15 protein-coding genes are annotated in these 17,169 nt (G+C 62.5%); 4 read left to right on the top strand and 11 right to left on the bottom strand.

What is annotated here, in order from left to right; translation table 11 throughout:
• Positions 1-14: 14 nt before the first annotated feature.
• From OCK01_RS10730 to OCK01_RS10715, 4 genes are read left to right on the top strand one after another with little or no spacing between them, the layout of a single operon-like run.
• Positions 15-353, top strand: coding sequence for a hypothetical protein (locus OCK01_RS10730; protein WP_263823917.1), 339 nt, complete (start codon positions 15-17; stop codon positions 351-353).
• Positions 350-1,237, top strand: a complete 888-nt coding sequence (locus tag OCK01_RS10725) for an ABC transporter permease (RefSeq protein ID WP_263823916.1) — start codon at positions 350-352, stop codon at positions 1,235-1,237. Before OCK01_RS10730 ends, OCK01_RS10725 begins: the two co-directional genes overlap by 4 nt.
• Complete coding sequence (locus OCK01_RS10720) at positions 1,237-2,106, top strand: ABC transporter permease (RefSeq protein WP_263823915.1); 870 nt, start codon at positions 1,237-1,239, stop codon at positions 2,104-2,106. Before OCK01_RS10725 ends, OCK01_RS10720 begins: the two co-directional genes overlap by 1 nt.
• A 22-nt stretch (positions 2,107-2,128) precedes the next feature.
• Positions 2,129-3,121 carry an ABC transporter substrate-binding protein gene (locus OCK01_RS10715; RefSeq protein WP_263823914.1) on the top strand — a complete coding sequence of 331 codons (993 nt, stop codon included), beginning with the start codon at positions 2,129-2,131 and terminating at the stop codon, positions 3,119-3,121.
• Positions 3,122-3,265: 144 nt separating this feature from the next.
• Here OCK01_RS10715 and OCK01_RS10710 read toward each other — a convergent pair whose 3' ends face one another.
• The 11 genes from OCK01_RS10710 to OCK01_RS10660 all read right to left on the bottom strand — a co-directional run bounded on the left by OCK01_RS10710 (position 3,266) and on the right by OCK01_RS10660 (position 17,068).
• The gene (locus OCK01_RS10710; protein WP_263823913.1) at positions 3,266-4,384 is read right to left on the bottom strand and encodes a branched-chain amino acid ABC transporter substrate-binding protein; all 1,119 of its coding nucleotides are present in this window, start codon (positions 4,382-4,384) and stop codon (positions 3,266-3,268) included.
• A 114-nt stretch (positions 4,385-4,498) separates the two neighbouring features.
• The gene (locus OCK01_RS10705; protein WP_182828486.1) at positions 4,499-4,852 is read right to left on the bottom strand and encodes a DUF6867 family protein; all 354 of its coding nucleotides are present in this window, start codon (positions 4,850-4,852) and stop codon (positions 4,499-4,501) included.
• A gap of 72 nt (positions 4,853-4,924) precedes the next feature.
• Complete coding sequence (locus OCK01_RS10700) at positions 4,925-5,650, bottom strand: ABC transporter ATP-binding protein (protein WP_263823912.1); 726 nt, start codon at positions 5,648-5,650, stop codon at positions 4,925-4,927.
• Positions 5,650-6,510 (bottom strand): ABC transporter ATP-binding protein, encoded by an 861-nt coding sequence (locus OCK01_RS10695; protein ID WP_412178996.1) that lies wholly within the window; start codon positions 6,508-6,510, stop codon positions 5,650-5,652. Before OCK01_RS10695 ends, OCK01_RS10700 begins: the two co-directional genes overlap by 1 nt.
• Entirely contained in the window at positions 6,503-7,921 is a 1,419-nt protein-coding gene (gene livM / locus OCK01_RS10690) for a high-affinity branched-chain amino acid ABC transporter permease LivM (RefSeq protein WP_263823910.1), read from the bottom strand. The genes OCK01_RS10695 and livM overlap by 8 nt, the downstream gene beginning before the upstream one ends.
• Before the next feature lie 5 nt (positions 7,922-7,926).
• A complete protein-coding gene (locus tag OCK01_RS10685) occupies positions 7,927-8,829 on the bottom strand; it encodes a branched-chain amino acid ABC transporter permease (protein ID WP_182828483.1) in 903 nt (300 codons plus the stop codon).
• A 405-nt stretch (positions 8,830-9,234) separates the two neighbouring features.
• A complete protein-coding gene (locus tag OCK01_RS10680) occupies positions 9,235-11,661 on the bottom strand; it encodes a GcvT family protein (RefSeq protein WP_263823909.1) in 2,427 nt (808 codons plus the stop codon).
• Positions 11,662-12,028: 367 nt separating this feature from the next.
• Entirely contained in the window at positions 12,029-12,559 is a 531-nt protein-coding gene (locus tag OCK01_RS10675; protein WP_263823908.1) for a sarcosine oxidase subunit gamma, read from the bottom strand.
• A gap of 10 nt (positions 12,560-12,569) precedes the next feature.
• Entirely contained in the window at positions 12,570-15,530 is a 2,961-nt protein-coding gene (locus OCK01_RS10670) for a sarcosine oxidase subunit alpha family protein (RefSeq protein ID WP_263823907.1), read from the bottom strand.
• A complete protein-coding gene (locus OCK01_RS10665) occupies positions 15,527-15,805 on the bottom strand; it encodes a sarcosine oxidase subunit delta (RefSeq protein ID WP_263823906.1) in 279 nt (92 codons plus the stop codon). The genes OCK01_RS10670 and OCK01_RS10665 overlap by 4 nt, the downstream gene beginning before the upstream one ends.
• Before the next feature lie 12 nt (positions 15,806-15,817).
• Positions 15,818-17,068: a sarcosine oxidase subunit beta family protein gene (locus tag OCK01_RS10660; protein ID WP_263823905.1), complete on the bottom strand. Its 1,251-nt coding sequence runs from the start codon at positions 17,066-17,068 to the stop codon at positions 15,818-15,820.
• Positions 17,069-17,169: the final 101 nt, after the last annotated feature.

Here is a 17,169-nt window from a genome sequence, read left to right as displayed (position 1 = left end):
GGGAGAAGCGGTCGATGAAAGCGGGTTTCCTTCTCTGGCTCTCCGTCTCCGCGGTCATTTTTGTCGGCGCCGCAACCGCATCGCGCACCTATGTCGCCACCGCAAACTGGCTCTGGGTGCTCTTGTCGATGAGCCTTTACATCATCGGCAATCTGATCATGCTCCGGCTCATGCGCGAAGGCGGGCTGGGCCTGGCCGTGTCGATTTCCGCCATCGCGCAGCTGATCCTCGCCAATATCATCGCCTTCCTGGTCTTCAACGAGCGACTGACGGGTGTCCAGACCGCGGGCCTTGCGCTCGGTCTGGTGGCCATGACGCTGATGATGTGGCCGACCAAAGTGGTGGCGCCATGATCTGGCTGCGCGACAAGGCCTTTCCGGTGCTGACGATCGTCGCGGCGCTGATCGCGCTCTGGCTCGTCTTCGTGGTCGTGCTGAACGCGCCCTTCGAGCGCAGTCAGGCGGCCAGCGCCGGAAGCGAGATCGGCTTCTCCGAACTGGTCAAGAAGACGTTTACGCAGGAGCGGCCGGTTCTGCCCTCCCCGCACCAGGTGCTGGCGGAATGGTGGAAAACCACCTTCGAAATGAAGCCGACCTCCAAGCGCAGCCTCGTCTATCACGCCTGGATCACCATTTCGGCGACGCTGGCGGGCTTCGGCATGGGAACGGCGCTCGGCGTGGCGCTGGCCGTAGGCATCGTACACAACCGCGCCATGGATCGCTCGCTGATGCCCTGGGTGATCGCCAGCCAGACCATTCCGGTCCTGGCGATCGCGCCGATGATCATCGTCGTGCTCAATGCGATCGGCATTTCCGGCCTGTTGCCCAAGGCGCTGATCTCGACCTATCTCAGCTTCTTCCCGGTCGTCGTGGGCATGGTGAAGGGCTTGCGTTCGCCCGAACAGATCCAGCTCGACCTGATGCACACCTATAACGCCAGTTCGCTACAGACGCTCGTCAAGCTGCGCTGGCCGGCCTCCGTGCCCTATCTCTTCGCCTCGCTGAAAGTGGCGATCGCAGCGGCTCTCGTCGGCGCCATCGTCGGCGAATTGCCGACGGGGGCGGTAGAAGGCTTGGGCGCGCGCCTTCTGTCCGGCTCCTATTACGGCCAGACGGCGCAGATCTGGGCGGCGCTGTTCATGGCGTCCGCCGTCGCCGCCGGCCTGGTGGCTCTGGTGGGACTGCTGGAGAGACTGACCATGAAAGCCATGGGCGCAAAACCGGAGGGCGCGCGCTGATGAACATGTCGCTCATTCTCTTCGGCCTCGTCTTCTGGATCGCCGCCTGGGCTTTCAACGCCTGGCTGACGAAGCAGAAGTTCTCCAGCCCGGCCCTGGCGCGCGCCGCCAATCTCGCGGTGCCGGCTTTGTTCGGCATGACACTTCTGGTGCTGTGGGAATGCCTGACACGCGGCTTCAACGTGCCGCATGTGCTGCTGCCGCCGCCCTCGATGATCTGGGCGCGACTCATTTCCTCCCTTCCGATCCTGTGGGCCGATGTGCAGCAGACCTTCTTCAAGGCCGTGCTGGCGGGTTATGTCATGGGCTGCGGCCTGGGCTTCATCGCCGCGATCCTGATCGACCGCTCGCCTTTCCTGGAGCGCGGTTTCCTGCCGCTCGGCAATTTCGTCTCGGCGCTGCCGATCGTCGGCGTCGCCCCGATCATGGTGATGTGGTTCGGCTTCGACTGGCCGTCCAAGGCGGCCGTCGTGGTGATCATGACCTTCTTCCCGATGCTGATCAACACGCTGGCCGGGCTGAAGGCGTCCTCGTCGATCGAGCGGGACCTGATGCACACCTATGCCGCCGACTGGCGCAACACGCTTCTCAAGCTACGCCTTCCCGCCGCCTGGCCGTTCATTTTCAATGCGCTGAAGATCAACTCGACGCTGGCAATGATCGGCGCCATCGTGGCGGAATTCTTCGGCACGCCGATCGTCGGAATGGGCTTCCGAATTTCGACCGAAGTCGGGCGCATGAATATCGACATGGTCTGGGCCGAGATCGCCGTTGCAGCGCTGGTCGGCTCACTGTTTTATGGTCTCGTCGCCTTCTTCGAGCGGCGGGTCACATTCTGGCATCCGTCTGTCCGTGGTGGGCAGGCGTAATATAAAGAGGGAACAAAACACCATGAAAAAGACGATCGCACTTTTGATGACCGCGAGCGCCCTGACGCTCGGAGCACTGTCGGCCCAGGCCGCCGACAAGGTGACGCTGCAACTCAAATGGGTTACCCAGGCCCAGTTTGCCGGCTATTACGTCGCCAAGGACAAGGGCTTCTACACCGAAGAAGGCCTCGACGTCGACATCAAGCCGGGCGGCCCGGACATTGCCCCGGCGCAGGTGATCGCCGGCGGTGGAGCCGATGTCGTCGTTGACTGGATGCCCTCGGCGCTGGCCACCCGCGAAAAGGGCGTGGCTCTCGTCAACATCGCCCAGCCCTTCAAGCATTCCGGCCTGATGCTGACCTGCGCCAAGGATTCCGGCATCACCAAGCCCGAAGACTTCAAGGGCAAAACCATCGGCGTCTGGTTTTATGGCAATGAATATCCCTTCCTCACCTGGATGGGCAAACTCGGCCTCAAAACCGAAGGCGGCGCTGATGGCATCACCGTGCTGAAGCAGGGCTTCAACGTCGATCCGCTCTTGCAAAAGCAGGCGCAGTGCATTTCGACCATGACCTATAACGAGTATCACCAGATCCTCGAAGCCGGCGTAAAGGCCGACGACCTCGTGACCTTCAAGTATGAAGACCAGGGCGTCTCCACGCTCGAAGACGGTCTCTATGTGCTGGAAGACAAGCTGAAGGACGACGCCTTCAAGGCCAAGATGGTCAAGTTCGTGCGCGCCTCGATGAAGGGCTGGAAATACGCCGAAGAGAATCCGGACGAAGCAGCCGGCATCGTGCTCGAAAACGACGCCTCCGGCGCACAGACCGAACAGCATCAGAAGACCATGATGTCGGAAGTCGCCAAGCTGACGGCCGGCTCGAACGGCGCCCTCGACCCGGCCGACTATGACCGCACCGTCGCCACGCTGCTGGCCGGCGGCTCGGACCCGGTGATCACCAAACAGCCGGAAGGCGCCTATACGCTCGACATCACCAACGAAGCGCTGAAGTAAGCGACCTATATCGTCAATCTCGAAAGGCGCCGGAGACGGCGCCTTTTTTGTTGCGCCGCTTCCAGCGCAAACACGGCCGCACACAAACAAAAAAACCCGGAGCCGAAGCCCCGGGTCTGATAGTCCGAAAACGTAGGCCGAAGCTTACTTGTTTTCGAGATAGGTGTACTTGCCGTCGGCGCCCTTCTGCCAGGTGTACATCGTGTAGTCCGGACGGGTGATGTCGCCCTTGGAGTCGAAGCCGATGTCGCCGATGACGGTCTTGAACGGCCCCTTGGCCTTGGCGGTTTCAGCGACCGTCTGCGGGTCGTTGGAGCCGGCAGCCTTGGCGGCTTCGGCAATGATCTGCAGAGCGGCGTAGGAGTACAGCGTGTAGGCTTCTGGCTCGAAACCGGCGTCGCGGAACTTCTTGACGGCGTCGGCGGCGTTCGGGTTGTTGCGCGGATCCGGCGGGAAGGTCATCAGCGTGCCGTTGACGGCGTCGCCGGCGATCGAAGCCAGTTCGTTGGAGGTGATGCCGTCGCCGGACATCAGGGTCGCCTTGAGGCCCTGGTCGGCCATCTGACGCAGGATCAGGCCGGCTTCGGTGTGCAGGCCACCGAAGTAGACGATCGAGACGCCGGCTTCCTTCATCTTGGCGATGAGGGCGGAGTAGTCCTTTTCGCCGGGCGTGATGCCTTCGTAGAGCGCTTCGGTGATGCCGAGGCCATTCATCGCCTTCTTGGTTTCGTCGGCGAGACCCTGGCCGTACGGGGTCTTGTCGTGAACGACGGCGACCTTGGCGTCCTTGAAGTTGTCGGCGATGTACTTGCCGGCCACTGCGCCCTGCTGGTCGTCACGGCCGCAGGTGCGGAAGGTGTTCCACAGGCCGCGCTCGGTGAAGTTCGGGTTGGTGGAGGCCGGGGTGATCTGGAAGATGCCGTTTTCGGCGTAAACTTCGGAAGCCGGGATGGAAACGCCCGAGTTGAAGTGGCCGATCACGAACTTCACGCCGTCACCGACGAACTTGTTGGCGACGGAAATACCCTGCTTCGGGTCGGAGACGTCGTCGCCGAGCACGATCTTGACCTGCTCGCCATTGATGCCGCCGGCCGCATTGATGTCGGCCGCCGCCTGTTCAGCGCCCTTCTGGAGCTGAGCGCCGAAAGCGGCGTTCGGTCCGGTGAGCGGGCCCGCCACGCCGATCAGCAGATCGGCCCAGGCGTTGCCGCCGAAGGCCACCATGGCCGTCAGGGCCACGGCGGAGAGAAGCATCTTCTTCATCTTTAACTCCCAATATTTGAGGCGTGTTGGTTCCTGTTTGCCCCCGTCGCCCGCCTTTTGCGCCAAGGGTTTTTTTCCCCGTTCCGCTATCTGTTCACAGCGGATGGAAACTTGTCAAACGCTCTTTTTCTTCCAGCCGAACGGGCCGGATTTCTCATAGAGCCAATAGTATTTTGTCGCCATCTGGCCGGCGCGGGTGTGGCGGAAGCCGAGGATCGCCACGACCATCAGATAAGCGGTGTCCACCGCGTAATATTGCAGCGTGAACATGGTGCCGCCATAGAGCGCGTGATGGATGAAGCGGACGGCGATTCCGAGCAACAGGATGTAGACCACCACCTGCGGCCAGATCTCGCCCCAGTTGTCGGCGACGCTCTTGCCGGTGCGCCAGGCGGTCCAGCCGCCGATCAGGATCGTCACCAGGAAGAACTCCCAGATGATCGGTTCTTCGTAGAGAATACCTTGCATTTTCAAAGCTCCCTCGGGCGTGAGAGTATCCGATTGCGCGCGGCGCGCAAGATGCTCTCCGCCCTGTTCTACTTAATGATGACCGCCTTCGAGATAGGCTCCGCGCACTTCCGGATTGGCGAGAAGCTCCTGGCCGGAGCCGCTCATCGTCACCTGGCCGTTGACCATCACATAGCCGCGATGGGCGAGCCGGAGGGCGGCGAACGCGTTCTGCTCGACGAGGAAGACGGTGAGGCCTTCGGTCTTGTTGAGCTTGCCGATCGCCTCGAAGATCTGCTTGGAGATCAGCGGCGCGAGGCCCAGCGACGGTTCGTCGAGAAGCAGCAGCTTCGGCCGCGCCATCAGCGCGCGCCCGATCGACAGCATCTGCTGCTCGCCGCCCGAAAGCGTGCCGCCGCGCTGATACTGCCGCTCCTCGAGCCGCGGAAACAGCGCGAAGATCCGCTTCACGTCCTCATCGAAGAATTTCTGCTTGTCGAGGGACGCGCCCATCTGCAGGTTTTCGAACACGGTCATGCGCGGGAAGATGCGCCGTCCCTCGGGCGATTGCGCAATGCGCAGCCGGGCGATTTCATGGGTCGGCATGCGGGTGATGTCGCGTCCATCGAACAGAACCCGGCCGCTGCGGGCCTGCGGGCTGCCGCAGATGGTCATCATCAGCGTCGACTTGCCGGCGCCGTTAGCCCCGATCAGCGTGACGATTTCGCCCTGATTGGCGGTGACGGTGACGCCGCCGAGCGCGCGGATATTTCCATAATAGGTCTCGACATTCTCGACCTGGAGAAGAGGCTGGGACATCAGACAACGCCTCCTGCAATCTTGGCGGCTTCTTCTTCGTCGTCGACGCCGAGATAGGCGGCGATGACCTTGGGATCGGACTTCACATGCGCCGGTGTGCCGTCGGAAATCTTGCGGCCATATTCGAGCACCACGACATGGTCGGAGATTTCCATGACCACCGACATGTCATGCTCGATGAGCAGGATCGACGTCTCGCTCTCCTTGCGGATCGAGCGCAACAGCGTGTTCAGCGCCAGCGATTCCTTGGGGTTGAGGCCGGCGGCCGGTTCGTCCAGGCAGAGAAGCTTCGGCCCCGTACACATGGCGCGGGCGATTTCCAGACGGCGCTGGGCGCCATAGGGCAGATCGCCGGCGGGATCGTCGGCGCGCTCGGTGAGATCGGCTTTGTCCAGCCAATAGCGGGCGAGCTCGATCGATTCCCTGGAGGCTTCTTTGTAGCCGCCGATGCCGAGCAGGCCGAGAATGGTGAAGCCCGAAGCCTTCATCAGCTTGTTGTGCTGCGCCACCAGGAGGTTTTCGAGAACCGTCAGACCCGAGAAGAGCCGGATGTTCTGGAAGGTGCGGGCGACCTTGGCTTTCGCGGTGATGCGGAAATCCGGCATCTGCTCCAGCTGGAACGTCTGGCCCTGGCCGTGATTGAGACGGATCATGCCCATCGTCGGCTTGTAGAAGCCGGTGATGCAGTTGAACACGGTGGTCTTTCCGGCGCCGTTGGGACCGATCAACGCGGTGATCTCGCCTTCATGGCAGTTGAACGACAGGTCGTTGATGGCCATCAGGCCGCCGAATTTCATCGAAAGGTGCTCGACTTCGAGCAGGGGTGTCTTTTCCATTGTCATCGCTCCCGCCTCAGCCATGGCCTTCCTTGGTGAAACTGCCCGAGACGTTCTTGCGCTCGAACAGGAAGGCGGTCGGCTCGCGGCTGCCCACGAAACCACGCGGCTTCCACACCATGATCACCACCATCGCCAAACCGAAGATCAGCATACGGTAGAGTTCGGGCGTGAATTCCGGACCGAAGATCAACTTGAGGAACTCCATGTTGCGCAGGAGTTCGGTGCCGCCGACCATGGCGACCGCGGCGACCGCGATGCCGACCAGAGACCCCATGCCGCCGAGAACGACGATCGCCAGAATGATCGCGGATTCGAGGAAGACGAAGGATTCGGGCGACACGAAGCCCTGACGCACCGCGAAGAAGGAGCCCGCGAAACCGCCGAACATCGCGCCGATGGCGAAGGCCGTCAGCTTGGTGTTGGTCGTGTTGATGCCAAGCGAGCGGCAGGCGATTTCATCTTCGCGCAGCGCTTCCCAGGCGCGGCCGATCGGCATGCGGCGCAGGCGGATCGTCACATAGGCGGTCAACAGGCAGAGCGCGAGGATGAGATAGAACAGGAAGATCTTGTAGTAGACCGAAGACATCGGAAGGCCGAAGGCCTTGGTGAAGTTGTTGGCCGCGCCGACGTCGAAGGACCAGATGCCGAAGATCGACGCCTTCGGGATGCCGGAAATGCCGGCGGAGCCGTTGGTGACTTCCTTCCAGTTGATCAGAACCAATCGGATGATTTCCCCGAAGGCCAGCGTCACGATGGCCAGATAGTCGCCCTTCAGGCGCAGAACCGGGAAGCCGAGAATGACGCCCCAGAAAGCGGCGAGAATGCCGGCCAGCGGCAGCAGGATCCAGAAGGAGAAGCCGAAATGCTGCGACAGGAGGGCATAGGAATAGGCGCCGACCGCATAGAAGGCCACATAGCCGAGATCGAGCAGACCGGCGAGGCCGACCACGATGTTGAGGCCCCAGCCGAGCATCACATAGATCAGGATCTGAATGCCGAAATTGTCGACCCACTTCAGCGAGCCCTGCAGGCCGAAGATGCTGACGCAGAGAGCCGGATAGATCAGCAGGAAGGCGAGACCGATCTTGCTGAAGTTGTTGACGAAGAACCTCCAGGCCTGCACGGGTCCGGAGACGGGATCGCCCTCGACATAGGCCGGCGCAGCGTCTTTGGCGGACTTCCGGGCGGCGAGCCACGGATTGATGACCGTGATCATCGCGAACCGCACCACCATCACCAGGCCGACGACGAAGGCGAGCTTCACCCAATGGGTGACGATAATCAGCTCGTTATGGATGTTCTGGGTGGATTCGAGCCCGATGAACAGCAGGAAGAGGCCAAAAGCCACCACGCCGGCGAAGATGGATTCGCGCAGGGCTCGGGCAGTCAGAGATGCTCCGGCCGCCTGATTGTTTGATGAGAGGTTTTGCATGGCTGTCAGACCTTTTCCACTTCAGGACGACCCATCAGGCCCGACGGCTTGAAGATGAGCACGATGGCGAGGATCGAGAAGGTCGCGACGTCCTTGTAGTCGATGGTGAAATAAGCCGACCACAGGGATTCGATGAGACCGATCAACAACCCGCCCAGCACGGCGCCCGGAAGCGAACCGATGCCGCCGAGAACCGCGGCCGTGAAGGCCTTGACGCCCGGAATGAAGCCGTCGGCGAAGGAGATGACGCCGTAATACATCAGATACATCGCGCCGGCGACGGCGGCGAGCGCCGCGCCCATCACGAAGGTGATGGAAATCGTCCGGTCGACATTGATGCCGAGCAGCGCGGCCATCTTGCGGTCCTGTTCGGTGGCGCGCTGGGCGCGGCCGAGCGAGGTGTAATTGACCAGATACCAGAAACCGGTCAACAGCACCGCCGTCAGGATGACGATGACGATCTGCTTGAGCGACAGCGACACGCCGCCGAAGGTGTAGACATCGGTGATCATGCCCGGGATCGCCTTGTTGCGCGGACCCTGGGTGACCTGAACGAAGTTCGAGATCAGGATCGACATGCCGATCGCGGTGATCAGCGGCGCGAGCCGGAACGAGCCGCGCAGCGGACGATAGGCGATCTTTTCGATCGTCCAGTTCCACAGGCTGGTCACAGCCATGGCGACGATGATCATGATGAGAAGGGCCACAGCCACCGGCACGCCGGCGATCGCGCCGGTCAGCACCAGGAACACGATCAGCGCGACGAAGCCGCCGAGCATGAAAATATCGCCATGGGCAAAATTGACCATGCCGATAATGCCGTAAACCATGGTGTAGCCGATGGCGATGAGGCCATAGATAGAGCCAAGCGTCAGCCCGTTGAGGAGCTGCTGGATAAAATATTCCATCCGTCTCTTTTCCCCCGCATGCAGTCGTTAGATCGCTGCTGCTTCTGTTCTTAGGAAAGGCCGCGAGTGGAACGGCCTTTCCAAAAACCCATAGCGTTTTCGCTTGAAATGTGAAGACTCAAAGTGCGGTTTTCAGACGCTCCTGCGTTCAAATTCGGAATTTGATCACAATTTATGCATATTGCAGTTTTTTTGAGCGCGAATTGCAACCGTATTGGACGCGCCGATATCGGCCAATCGCCGCCATACATAGGGCGGGATCATAAAAAACCACGTAGGTGCGCAGAGTTTAACAAAATTCAAGGTTGCGCCGAAACGCCGCAAGCCCCGACAAATGCGAATCGCCCGGCGATGGAGCGCGCCGGGCGAAAAACGGGACAATTCGTTTCAGGATAAAACGGCGCCTCAGCCGCGCATGACGGCTCCGTCGGCATCGAAGAGCGCCGTGGACTGCAGCTTTGCAGGCAGCATGTCGCCAAGCAGCTCGATCTGCCATCCCTCGACGTCTTCGGCGATCTCCCTGGGCACATAACCGACCGCCACCGACAGGCCAGGGCCATGCGCATAACCGCCGGAGGTCACCCAGCCCTTGACCTCGCCCTTGTGCCAGATCGGTTCGTCGCCGACCACGTCGGCGTCCTTGGCCTCGATGATGAAGGTGCGCAGACGCAGCGCGCCGCCCTCTTCCTTCTCCTTTGCGGCCGCGGCCTTGCCGATGAAGTCGGCGTCCTTCTTGAGCGCGATGAAGCGGCCGAGTTCGGCTTCAAAGGGACCATAGAGCGGACGATATTCGCGCGACCAGCTGCCATAGGCCTTTTCCAGCCGAAGCGAATTGAGAGCGCGCAAGCCGAAGAGACCGATGCCGAATTCGGCCCCCGCCTCGAGGATCTTCTCGAAGATGTAGCGCTGATATTCCGGCTTCATCCAGATCTCGTAGCCGAGATCGCCGGTATAGGAAACGCGGCCGACGATCGCCGGGGCCATGCCGATATCCATCTTGCGGATCGCCATGAAGGGAAAGGCGTCCTTGGACATGTCGAGATGGGTGAGCTTGGACATGAGCTCGCGCGACTTGGGCCCGGCGATGGCGAGGCCGGCGAGGCCGAGGCCGATCGCTTCGAAGCGCACCGAGCCGTCTTCAGGCAGATGGCTCTCGAACCAGCGCATATGATAGTTCTCGGCCACGCCCGAACCGATCAGCAGGAAATCGTCCTCGCCCATCGTGGCCAGCGTGAAGTCGCCGATCAGCTTGCCGTCATGCTTGAGCATCGGCGCGAGCGTCATCTTGCCGAGCGCCGGGATGCGGCAGGCGAGCAGACGATCGAGATAGGCGCGCGCGCCCTTGCCGGTGATCTTGTATTTGGCGAAGCCCGACGTCTCCATCATGCCGACGCCGTCGCGCACGGTCTTCACCTCGCGGGCGACATGCTCGAAATCGGTCGAGCGGCGCCAGGAGAACTTGTCCTCGACGCCTTCGGGCGCGAACCACAGCGGCTGCTCCAGCCCGTAATACTGGCCGAACACCGCGCCCATGCCCTTGAGCCGATCATAGATCGGCGTGGTCTGCAGGGGCCGGCCGGCCGGCAGCTCCTCATTGGGAAAGCGGATTGAGAAGCGGCGGGAATAGCCTTCGCGCACCTTGGCGTTGGTGTAGGCCATGGTGGAATAGTCGCCATAGCGCGACACGTCCATCGCGAAGACGTCGAAGCCCGGATCGCCCTGCATGATCCAGTTGGCGAGCGCGAGGCCGACGCCGCCGCCCTGGCTGAAGCCCGCCATCACGGCGCAGGCCGACCAGAAATTCTTCAGGCCGCGGATCGGGCCGACCAGCGGATTGGCGTCCGGCGAGAATGTGAAGGGCCCGTTGATGACCTTGCGGATGCCGGCATTGTTGAAGGCCGGGAAGTGGCGGAAGCCGACTTCCAGCTCGCTGGTGATGCGGTCGAGATCCTCGCCCAGCAGTTCGTGGCCGAAATTCCAGGGCGTGGTGATCGGCGACCAGGGACGGCAGTCCTTCTCATAGGTGCCCATCAGCATGCCGCCGCGCTCCTGGCGGATATAGATCTCGCCGTCGAAATCGACGCAATGGACGATTTCCTTGCCGGTGGCGGCGTTGAACTCGGCGACCTCGGGCATGTCCTCGGTGATGAGATACATATGCTCCATGGCGAGCACGGGCAGTTCGAGACCAACCATGCGGCCGACTTCGCGCGCCCAGAGGCCGGCGGCGTTGACGACATGCTCGGCGATGATCTCGCCCTTGTCGGTGATCACCCGCCAGCAACCGTCTTCGCGCTGTACGAGATCCTCGACCTTGGTGTGCAGATAGATCTCGGCGCCGTTCTTCTTGGCCGACTTGGCGTAGGCATGCGTGGTGCCATAGGGATCGAGATGGCCTTCGACCGGGTCGTAGAGGGCGCCGACGAACTGGTCGGGATCCATCAGCGGCATGAATTCCATCGCCTCGCGCGGCGTCAGGAGTTCGGTGTCCAGCCCGCCGTAGCGACCCTTGGCCTGGATCGTCTTCAGCCAGTCGAAGCGGTCCTTGGTGGCGGCCAGCATCAGGCCCGAGGTCATGTGCAGGCCGACATCCTGGCCGGAATATTCCTCGATCTCCTTGTAGAGTTCGACCGTGTATTTCTGCAGCTTGGCGACGTTCGGATCGCCATTGATCGTGTGCATGCCGCCGGCGGCGTGCCAGGTGGAGCCGGAGGTCAGTTCCGACCGCTCGAGCAGAACGACGTCGGTCCAGCCGAATTTCGTGAGGTGATAGAGGACCGAACATCCGACGACGCCGCCGCCGATTACGACGACCCTGGCATGGCTCTTCATGGCATAGCTCCGCTCCCGGTAAGAGCGGACACGCCCTCCCGGCTATAGATAACCGATTGATTGGAAAAGGCTTTCCGTTAATGCGCCGCCCGCCGGCCGGCGCCTGGAACCGCCTTCAGTTCACAGTCAAAACACTATTTCCGAAGGATCGCATTTCTTGTCGCTCAGGCGAAAACAATTTGTCTGTTTGCGCCAAAATGCGCAGCGGGATCGTTGTTTCGTCGGTTCGGCCGCCATTTGCAGACAAACAGGCTGGACGCTTTTTCTCCGATGCGCGGCGTCGAGGGCGAATGCTGGGAACGATGGGCCCAAATGAAAGAGCCGGCCCCTCACGGAGCCGGCTCGGACGATCGGGCGCGCCCCGGTTTCAGCGTTCCGCCACCGCAAAGGACAGCGAGAATTCCCGGCCCGCGAGGCGCAGGTCGTGATAGAGACTTTCGGCGAAACTGCGCAGCACGATCAGCTCGAACGCGTCATCGCCGCTGCGGGCCAGATTGACGGTCAGATGCTGGAACGCCATCATCGCCGACTCCCCGACCGGCAATGCGCCGCCGGCCAGATCCACGCCGACGCCCTTCATCAGGATGCGCAGCGCATGCGGTCCCCTGAGGCGGAAATGCGTGCGGCCATGGCTTTGGTCGACCACCATTGCGCCGGCGATCTCTCCGAGACCGCTTCCTTTCTCCAGGGTCACGACCAGCCATTCGCCCGGGCCGACCTTCCGTGGGCTGACGCCCGGCAGCGCCTTCAGCGCTGCGTACAACGCGTCCGCCTGGCCCTTGAAAGCCAGGACGGAAAAGATGCCGGAGCCTTCGACGAGTTCCAGATGATTGGCGTTCGGCATTTCGATGCCATGCACGGCGCCGTCGGCCAGGGGATGACGATATTGATAGGTCATGGGATCCTCCTCAGGCGTGCAGCTTCTTGTTTTCGGGATCGAAGAACACGGTGGAGCTGATCACCGCTTCGGTCTCCTGACCGCGGAGCTTGTCCCAGACCACCACTTTCTCGCCCATCCGTTCGCGTCCAGATTTGACGAAAGCCAGACCGATCATATGGCCGAGCGCCGGCGAATAGCAGACCGACGACACCCAGCCCTGATCGGCCACCGTCGACGGCGTCGCGCCGACCTTCAGGATATGCGCGCCGGACTTGAACTCGACCTTGGGATCGACGGGCACGAGACCGACGAGCTGATGGCGGTCCGCCGCCTTCATGCCATAGCGATCGAGCAGGCGCTTGCCGACGAAATCCGGCTTCTGCGCCGAGACCAGCTTGCCCAGGCCGACATCGTCAGCCGTCACGCGGCCGTCGAGTTCGGCATGGGTGACATGGCCTTTCTCGATGCGCATGACGTTGAGCGCTTCGACGCCATAGGCGCAGATGCCGTGATTGGCGCCGACCGCCATCACAGCGTCGGCGACCGCTTCGCCGTAACCGGCGGGCACGCCCAGTTCATAGGCGAGTTCGCCCGAAAACGAGATGCGGTAGAGCCGCGCCTCGGGGCCGTCGACCATCTTGACCGCGCGCGCGGTCATGAAGGGGAAGGCGGCGTCAGAGAGATCGTCGACGATCAGTTCCTGCAGGATCTCGCGCGACTTCGGTCCGACCACGGACATCTGCGCCCATTGATCTGTGACCGTCACGAAACGCACGTCGAGTTCCGGCCAGACGGTCTGGTGGAAGAACTCCATATGCGTCAGCACCTCGCCCGCATAAGCGGTGGTGGTGGTGATGAAGAAGTGGTTCTCGCCGAAACGGCTGACGGTGCCGTCGTCATAGACCATGCCGTCTTCGCGGAGCATGATGCCGTAGCGCGCCTTGCCGACCGGCAATTTCAGCATGGCGTTGGAATAGATGCGGTTGAGGAATTCCGCCGCATCGGGACCCATCACTTCGATCTTGCCGAGCGTGGAGACGTCACAGACGCCGGCTTTCTCGCGCACCGTGATCACCTCGCGGTCACAGCTCTGCCGCCAACTCGTTTCACCGTCGCGCGGGAACCAGGAGGAGCGATACCAGAGGCCGGCCTCGACCATCTTGGCCCCGTTCTTCTTGGCCCAGCCATGCAGGGGAGAGACGCGGATCGGCTGCGCATGCTCGAAACGCGCCGCGCCCGCCAGCGCGCCGAAAGTCACGGGCGTATAGAACGGCCGGAAGGTCGTGGTGCCGGTCTGGGCGGGGGTCACGCCCTGCATGCCGGCGAGGATGGCGGCGGCGTTGACGCCCGACAGCTTGCCCTGGTCGGTCGCCATGCCGTTGGTCGTATAGCGCTTGGCGTGTTCGACATGCCCATAACCTTCGCGCAACGCCAGGCCGAGATCGGCGACATGCACGTCGTTCTGGAAATCGACGAAGGCCTTGGACTTGGACCCGGCGACATACCAGAGCGGCGTGAAGCCTTCTCCCGCCTCGCCTTCGATATCGGGCCGGACATAGGCCGGCGCCGACAGACCGAGGGAGGATGCAGCTTCCGCGCCGGCCTTCCAGCCATCGGCGAGGCAGGCGCCGAGTCCTTCGAGACCCGAGGCGCCACCGGCGGCGAAGAAGGGTTCCGCAAGCGACGGCGCGAGGAAGGCCGCCTTCTCTTCCGACCAGACCGGTCGCTGGCCGCGATGGCACATCAGATGAATGATCGGGCTCCAGCCGCCGGACATGGCCAGCGCGTCGCAGGCGATGGTTTCCATATAACCGGAGCGTTCGATGGTCGCGCTCTTGATCCGCAGCTTGCCTGACGTGTCGACCACCTGGGCGCCGGCGACGACGCGGGCTCCCTGCGGCGCGACATCGGAAGCGCCGACGCGGCTGTCGATGATCGCCGCGATCTCGACGCCCCTGGCGGCCAGATCGCGCGCGGTTTCATAACCCGAGGCGCCATTGGCGAAGACCGCGACCTTGCGGCCGGCCGCCACGCCGTAACGATTGGCGTAAGTGCGCATCGCCGACGCGGTCATCACCCCCGGCAGGTCGTTGCCGCCGAACACCAGCGGGCGCTCTTCCGCGCCCGAGGCGAGCACCGCCCGCTTGGCGGCGATACGCCAGACGCGTTCGACGGCGCGGTCGGCATGCGGCTGGGCGACATGCTTCTGCACACGCTCGACCGCGCCGAACACCATGTCGTCGAACCAGCCGAACACGGTGGCGCGCGGCAGCACCGTCACATTCGGCATGCTCGCCAGCTCGGTGATCACCGTCTGCGCATAGTCGGCGGCGCCTTCGCCGCCGATGGACGTGCGCGAGGCGAGCAGCGAGCCGCCGAGACGGGCGCTTTCGTCGGCGATCAAGACTTTCAGCCCGGCGCGACCCGCGGCCAACGCCGCCATCAGCCCGGTCGGACCTGCGCCGATCACCAGCAGATCGCAGAAGGCCCAGCTCTTCTCGTAATTGTCCGGGTCGCGCTCGCCGATCGACAATTTGCCGAGGCCGGCGGCCTTGCGGATGAAGGGCTCGTAGATCTTTTCCCAAAAGCTCTTGGGCCACATGAAGGTCTTGTAATAGAAACCCGCCGACAGAAAGGGCGACAGCAGCGAATTGACGCTGCCGATGTCGAATTTCAGCGACGGCCAGCGGTTCTGGCTGACGGCGGACAGTCCCTCATACAATTCGGCGACGGTGGCGCGGACATTGGGCTCCATCCGCCCGCCCTCGCCGATGGTCACCAGCGCATTGGGTTCGGAGACGCCCGCCGTCACAACGCCGCGGGGGCGATGATATTTGAAACTGCGGCCGAGCAGCAGCTGGTCGTTCGCCATCAGCGCCGAGGCCAGCGTGTCGCCTTCGAAGCCCTTATAGGCCACGCCGTCGAAGCGAAAGCCGACGGATTTGGCGCGATCGACGACACCGCCGGTGGAAAGACGATAAGCGGTCATTCGGAGCCTCCCTGGCGAAACGCGGCGGCGTCCTGAACCGAATAGACCTCGTGGCTCACCGTGTCGCGCTCCACGACGAGGAAACGCCGGCAGCCGTTGAGGTGATGCCAGAGTTCGCGATAACGGCCCATCGGATTGTCGCGCAGATAGACATAGTCATGCCATTCCTTGTCGGACGCGCTGGCCGCCGGGCGAACCGGGGCGGCGTCGCCCTTGATGGTGAATTCTTCCTTGGGTCGGACCCCGCAATGCGGGCAGGTGATGAGGCTTGCCATGGAGATGCGCTCTTAATGCAGGTTCGGTTGAGGGCCTTTGCCGCCCTCGTCGATGTGATAGCCGCGCTCGAAGCGGTCGAGGCGCATTTCGCGCGTCACAGCATGCGGTTCGTTCTTGGCGATGAGATGGGCGAAGGTGAAGCCCGAGGCGGGCGTGGCCTTGAAGCCCCCGTAATTCCAGCCGGTGTTGAGATAGAGATTGGGGACCGGCGTCTTGTCGATGATCGGCGAGCCATCCATGCTCATATCCATGACCCCGCCCCAGGTGCGCAGCACCTTGGACCGCGACAGGCCCGGGATCATCGACACGCCGATCTCGAACACATGCTCGATCATGGCGAGGCCGCCGCGACGGGCGTAGGAATTGAAGCCGTCGATATCGCCGCCGAACACCAGCCCGCCTTTGTCGGACTGCGACACATAGAAGTGTCCCATGCCAAAGGTGATGACGCTGTCGACCACCGGCTTGAGCCCTTCGCTGACGAAGGCCTGCAGCACATGGCTTTCGATCGGCAGGCGCAAGCCCGCCATGGAAGCGGTGACGGTGGAATGGCCGGCGGTGGCGAGCGCCAGTTTGTTGCAGCCGATGAAGCCGCGGCTGGTTTCGACGCCGGTAATCATGCCGTTTTCTCGGGTGACGCCCGTCACCTCGCAATTCTGGATCAGGTCGACGCCGCGCATGTCGGCGCCGCGCGCATAGCCCCAGGCGACGGCGTCGTGGCGCGCCGTGCCGCCGCGGCGCTGCAACAGGCCGCCGAGGATCGGGAAGCGATGATGGTCGAAATTGAGATAGGGCGCGAATTGCTTCACCTGTTCGCGATCGAGCAATTCGCCGCCGGCCCCTTCGAGATGCATGGCGTTGCCGCGCCGCGCATAGGCGTCGCGCTGGCCGTCGGTGTGGTAGAGATTGAGCACGCCGCGCTGCGACACCATGGCGTTGTAGTTGAAATCCTGCTCCATGTTTTCCCAGAGCTTCATGGACAGCTCATAGAAGGGCTCGTTGCCGGGCAACATGTAGTTGGAACGGATGATCGTGGTGTTGCGGCCGATATTTCCCGAGCCGAGCCACGACTTCTCCAGCACCGCCACATTGGTGACGCCGAATTCCTTGGCGAGGTAGAAGGCGGTGGCGAGCCCATGCCCGCCGCCGCCGACGATGATGACATCGTAATGACGCTTCGGCTCGGGCTGACGCCAGACCGGCGCCCAGCCCGTATTCTTCTTCAAGGCTTCGCGAAAGATCGATAAAGCAGAAAATCGCATGCAAATCCGTCCTGGATGCGGGCGCGTATCGTCGGCGCCGTGATGGATCTACAATGCCGCGTCGCAGCGAAAAACTCTATACCGGGACGGACATAATCGCG

The organism is Rhizobium sp. TRM95796, assembly GCF_025779995.1.
Lineage (GTDB): Bacteria > Pseudomonadota > Alphaproteobacteria > Rhizobiales > Rhizobiaceae > Rhizobium_E.
The sequence above is the reverse complement of the archived record's forward strand: the minus strand, read 5'-3'. Positions and strand labels throughout refer to the sequence as shown.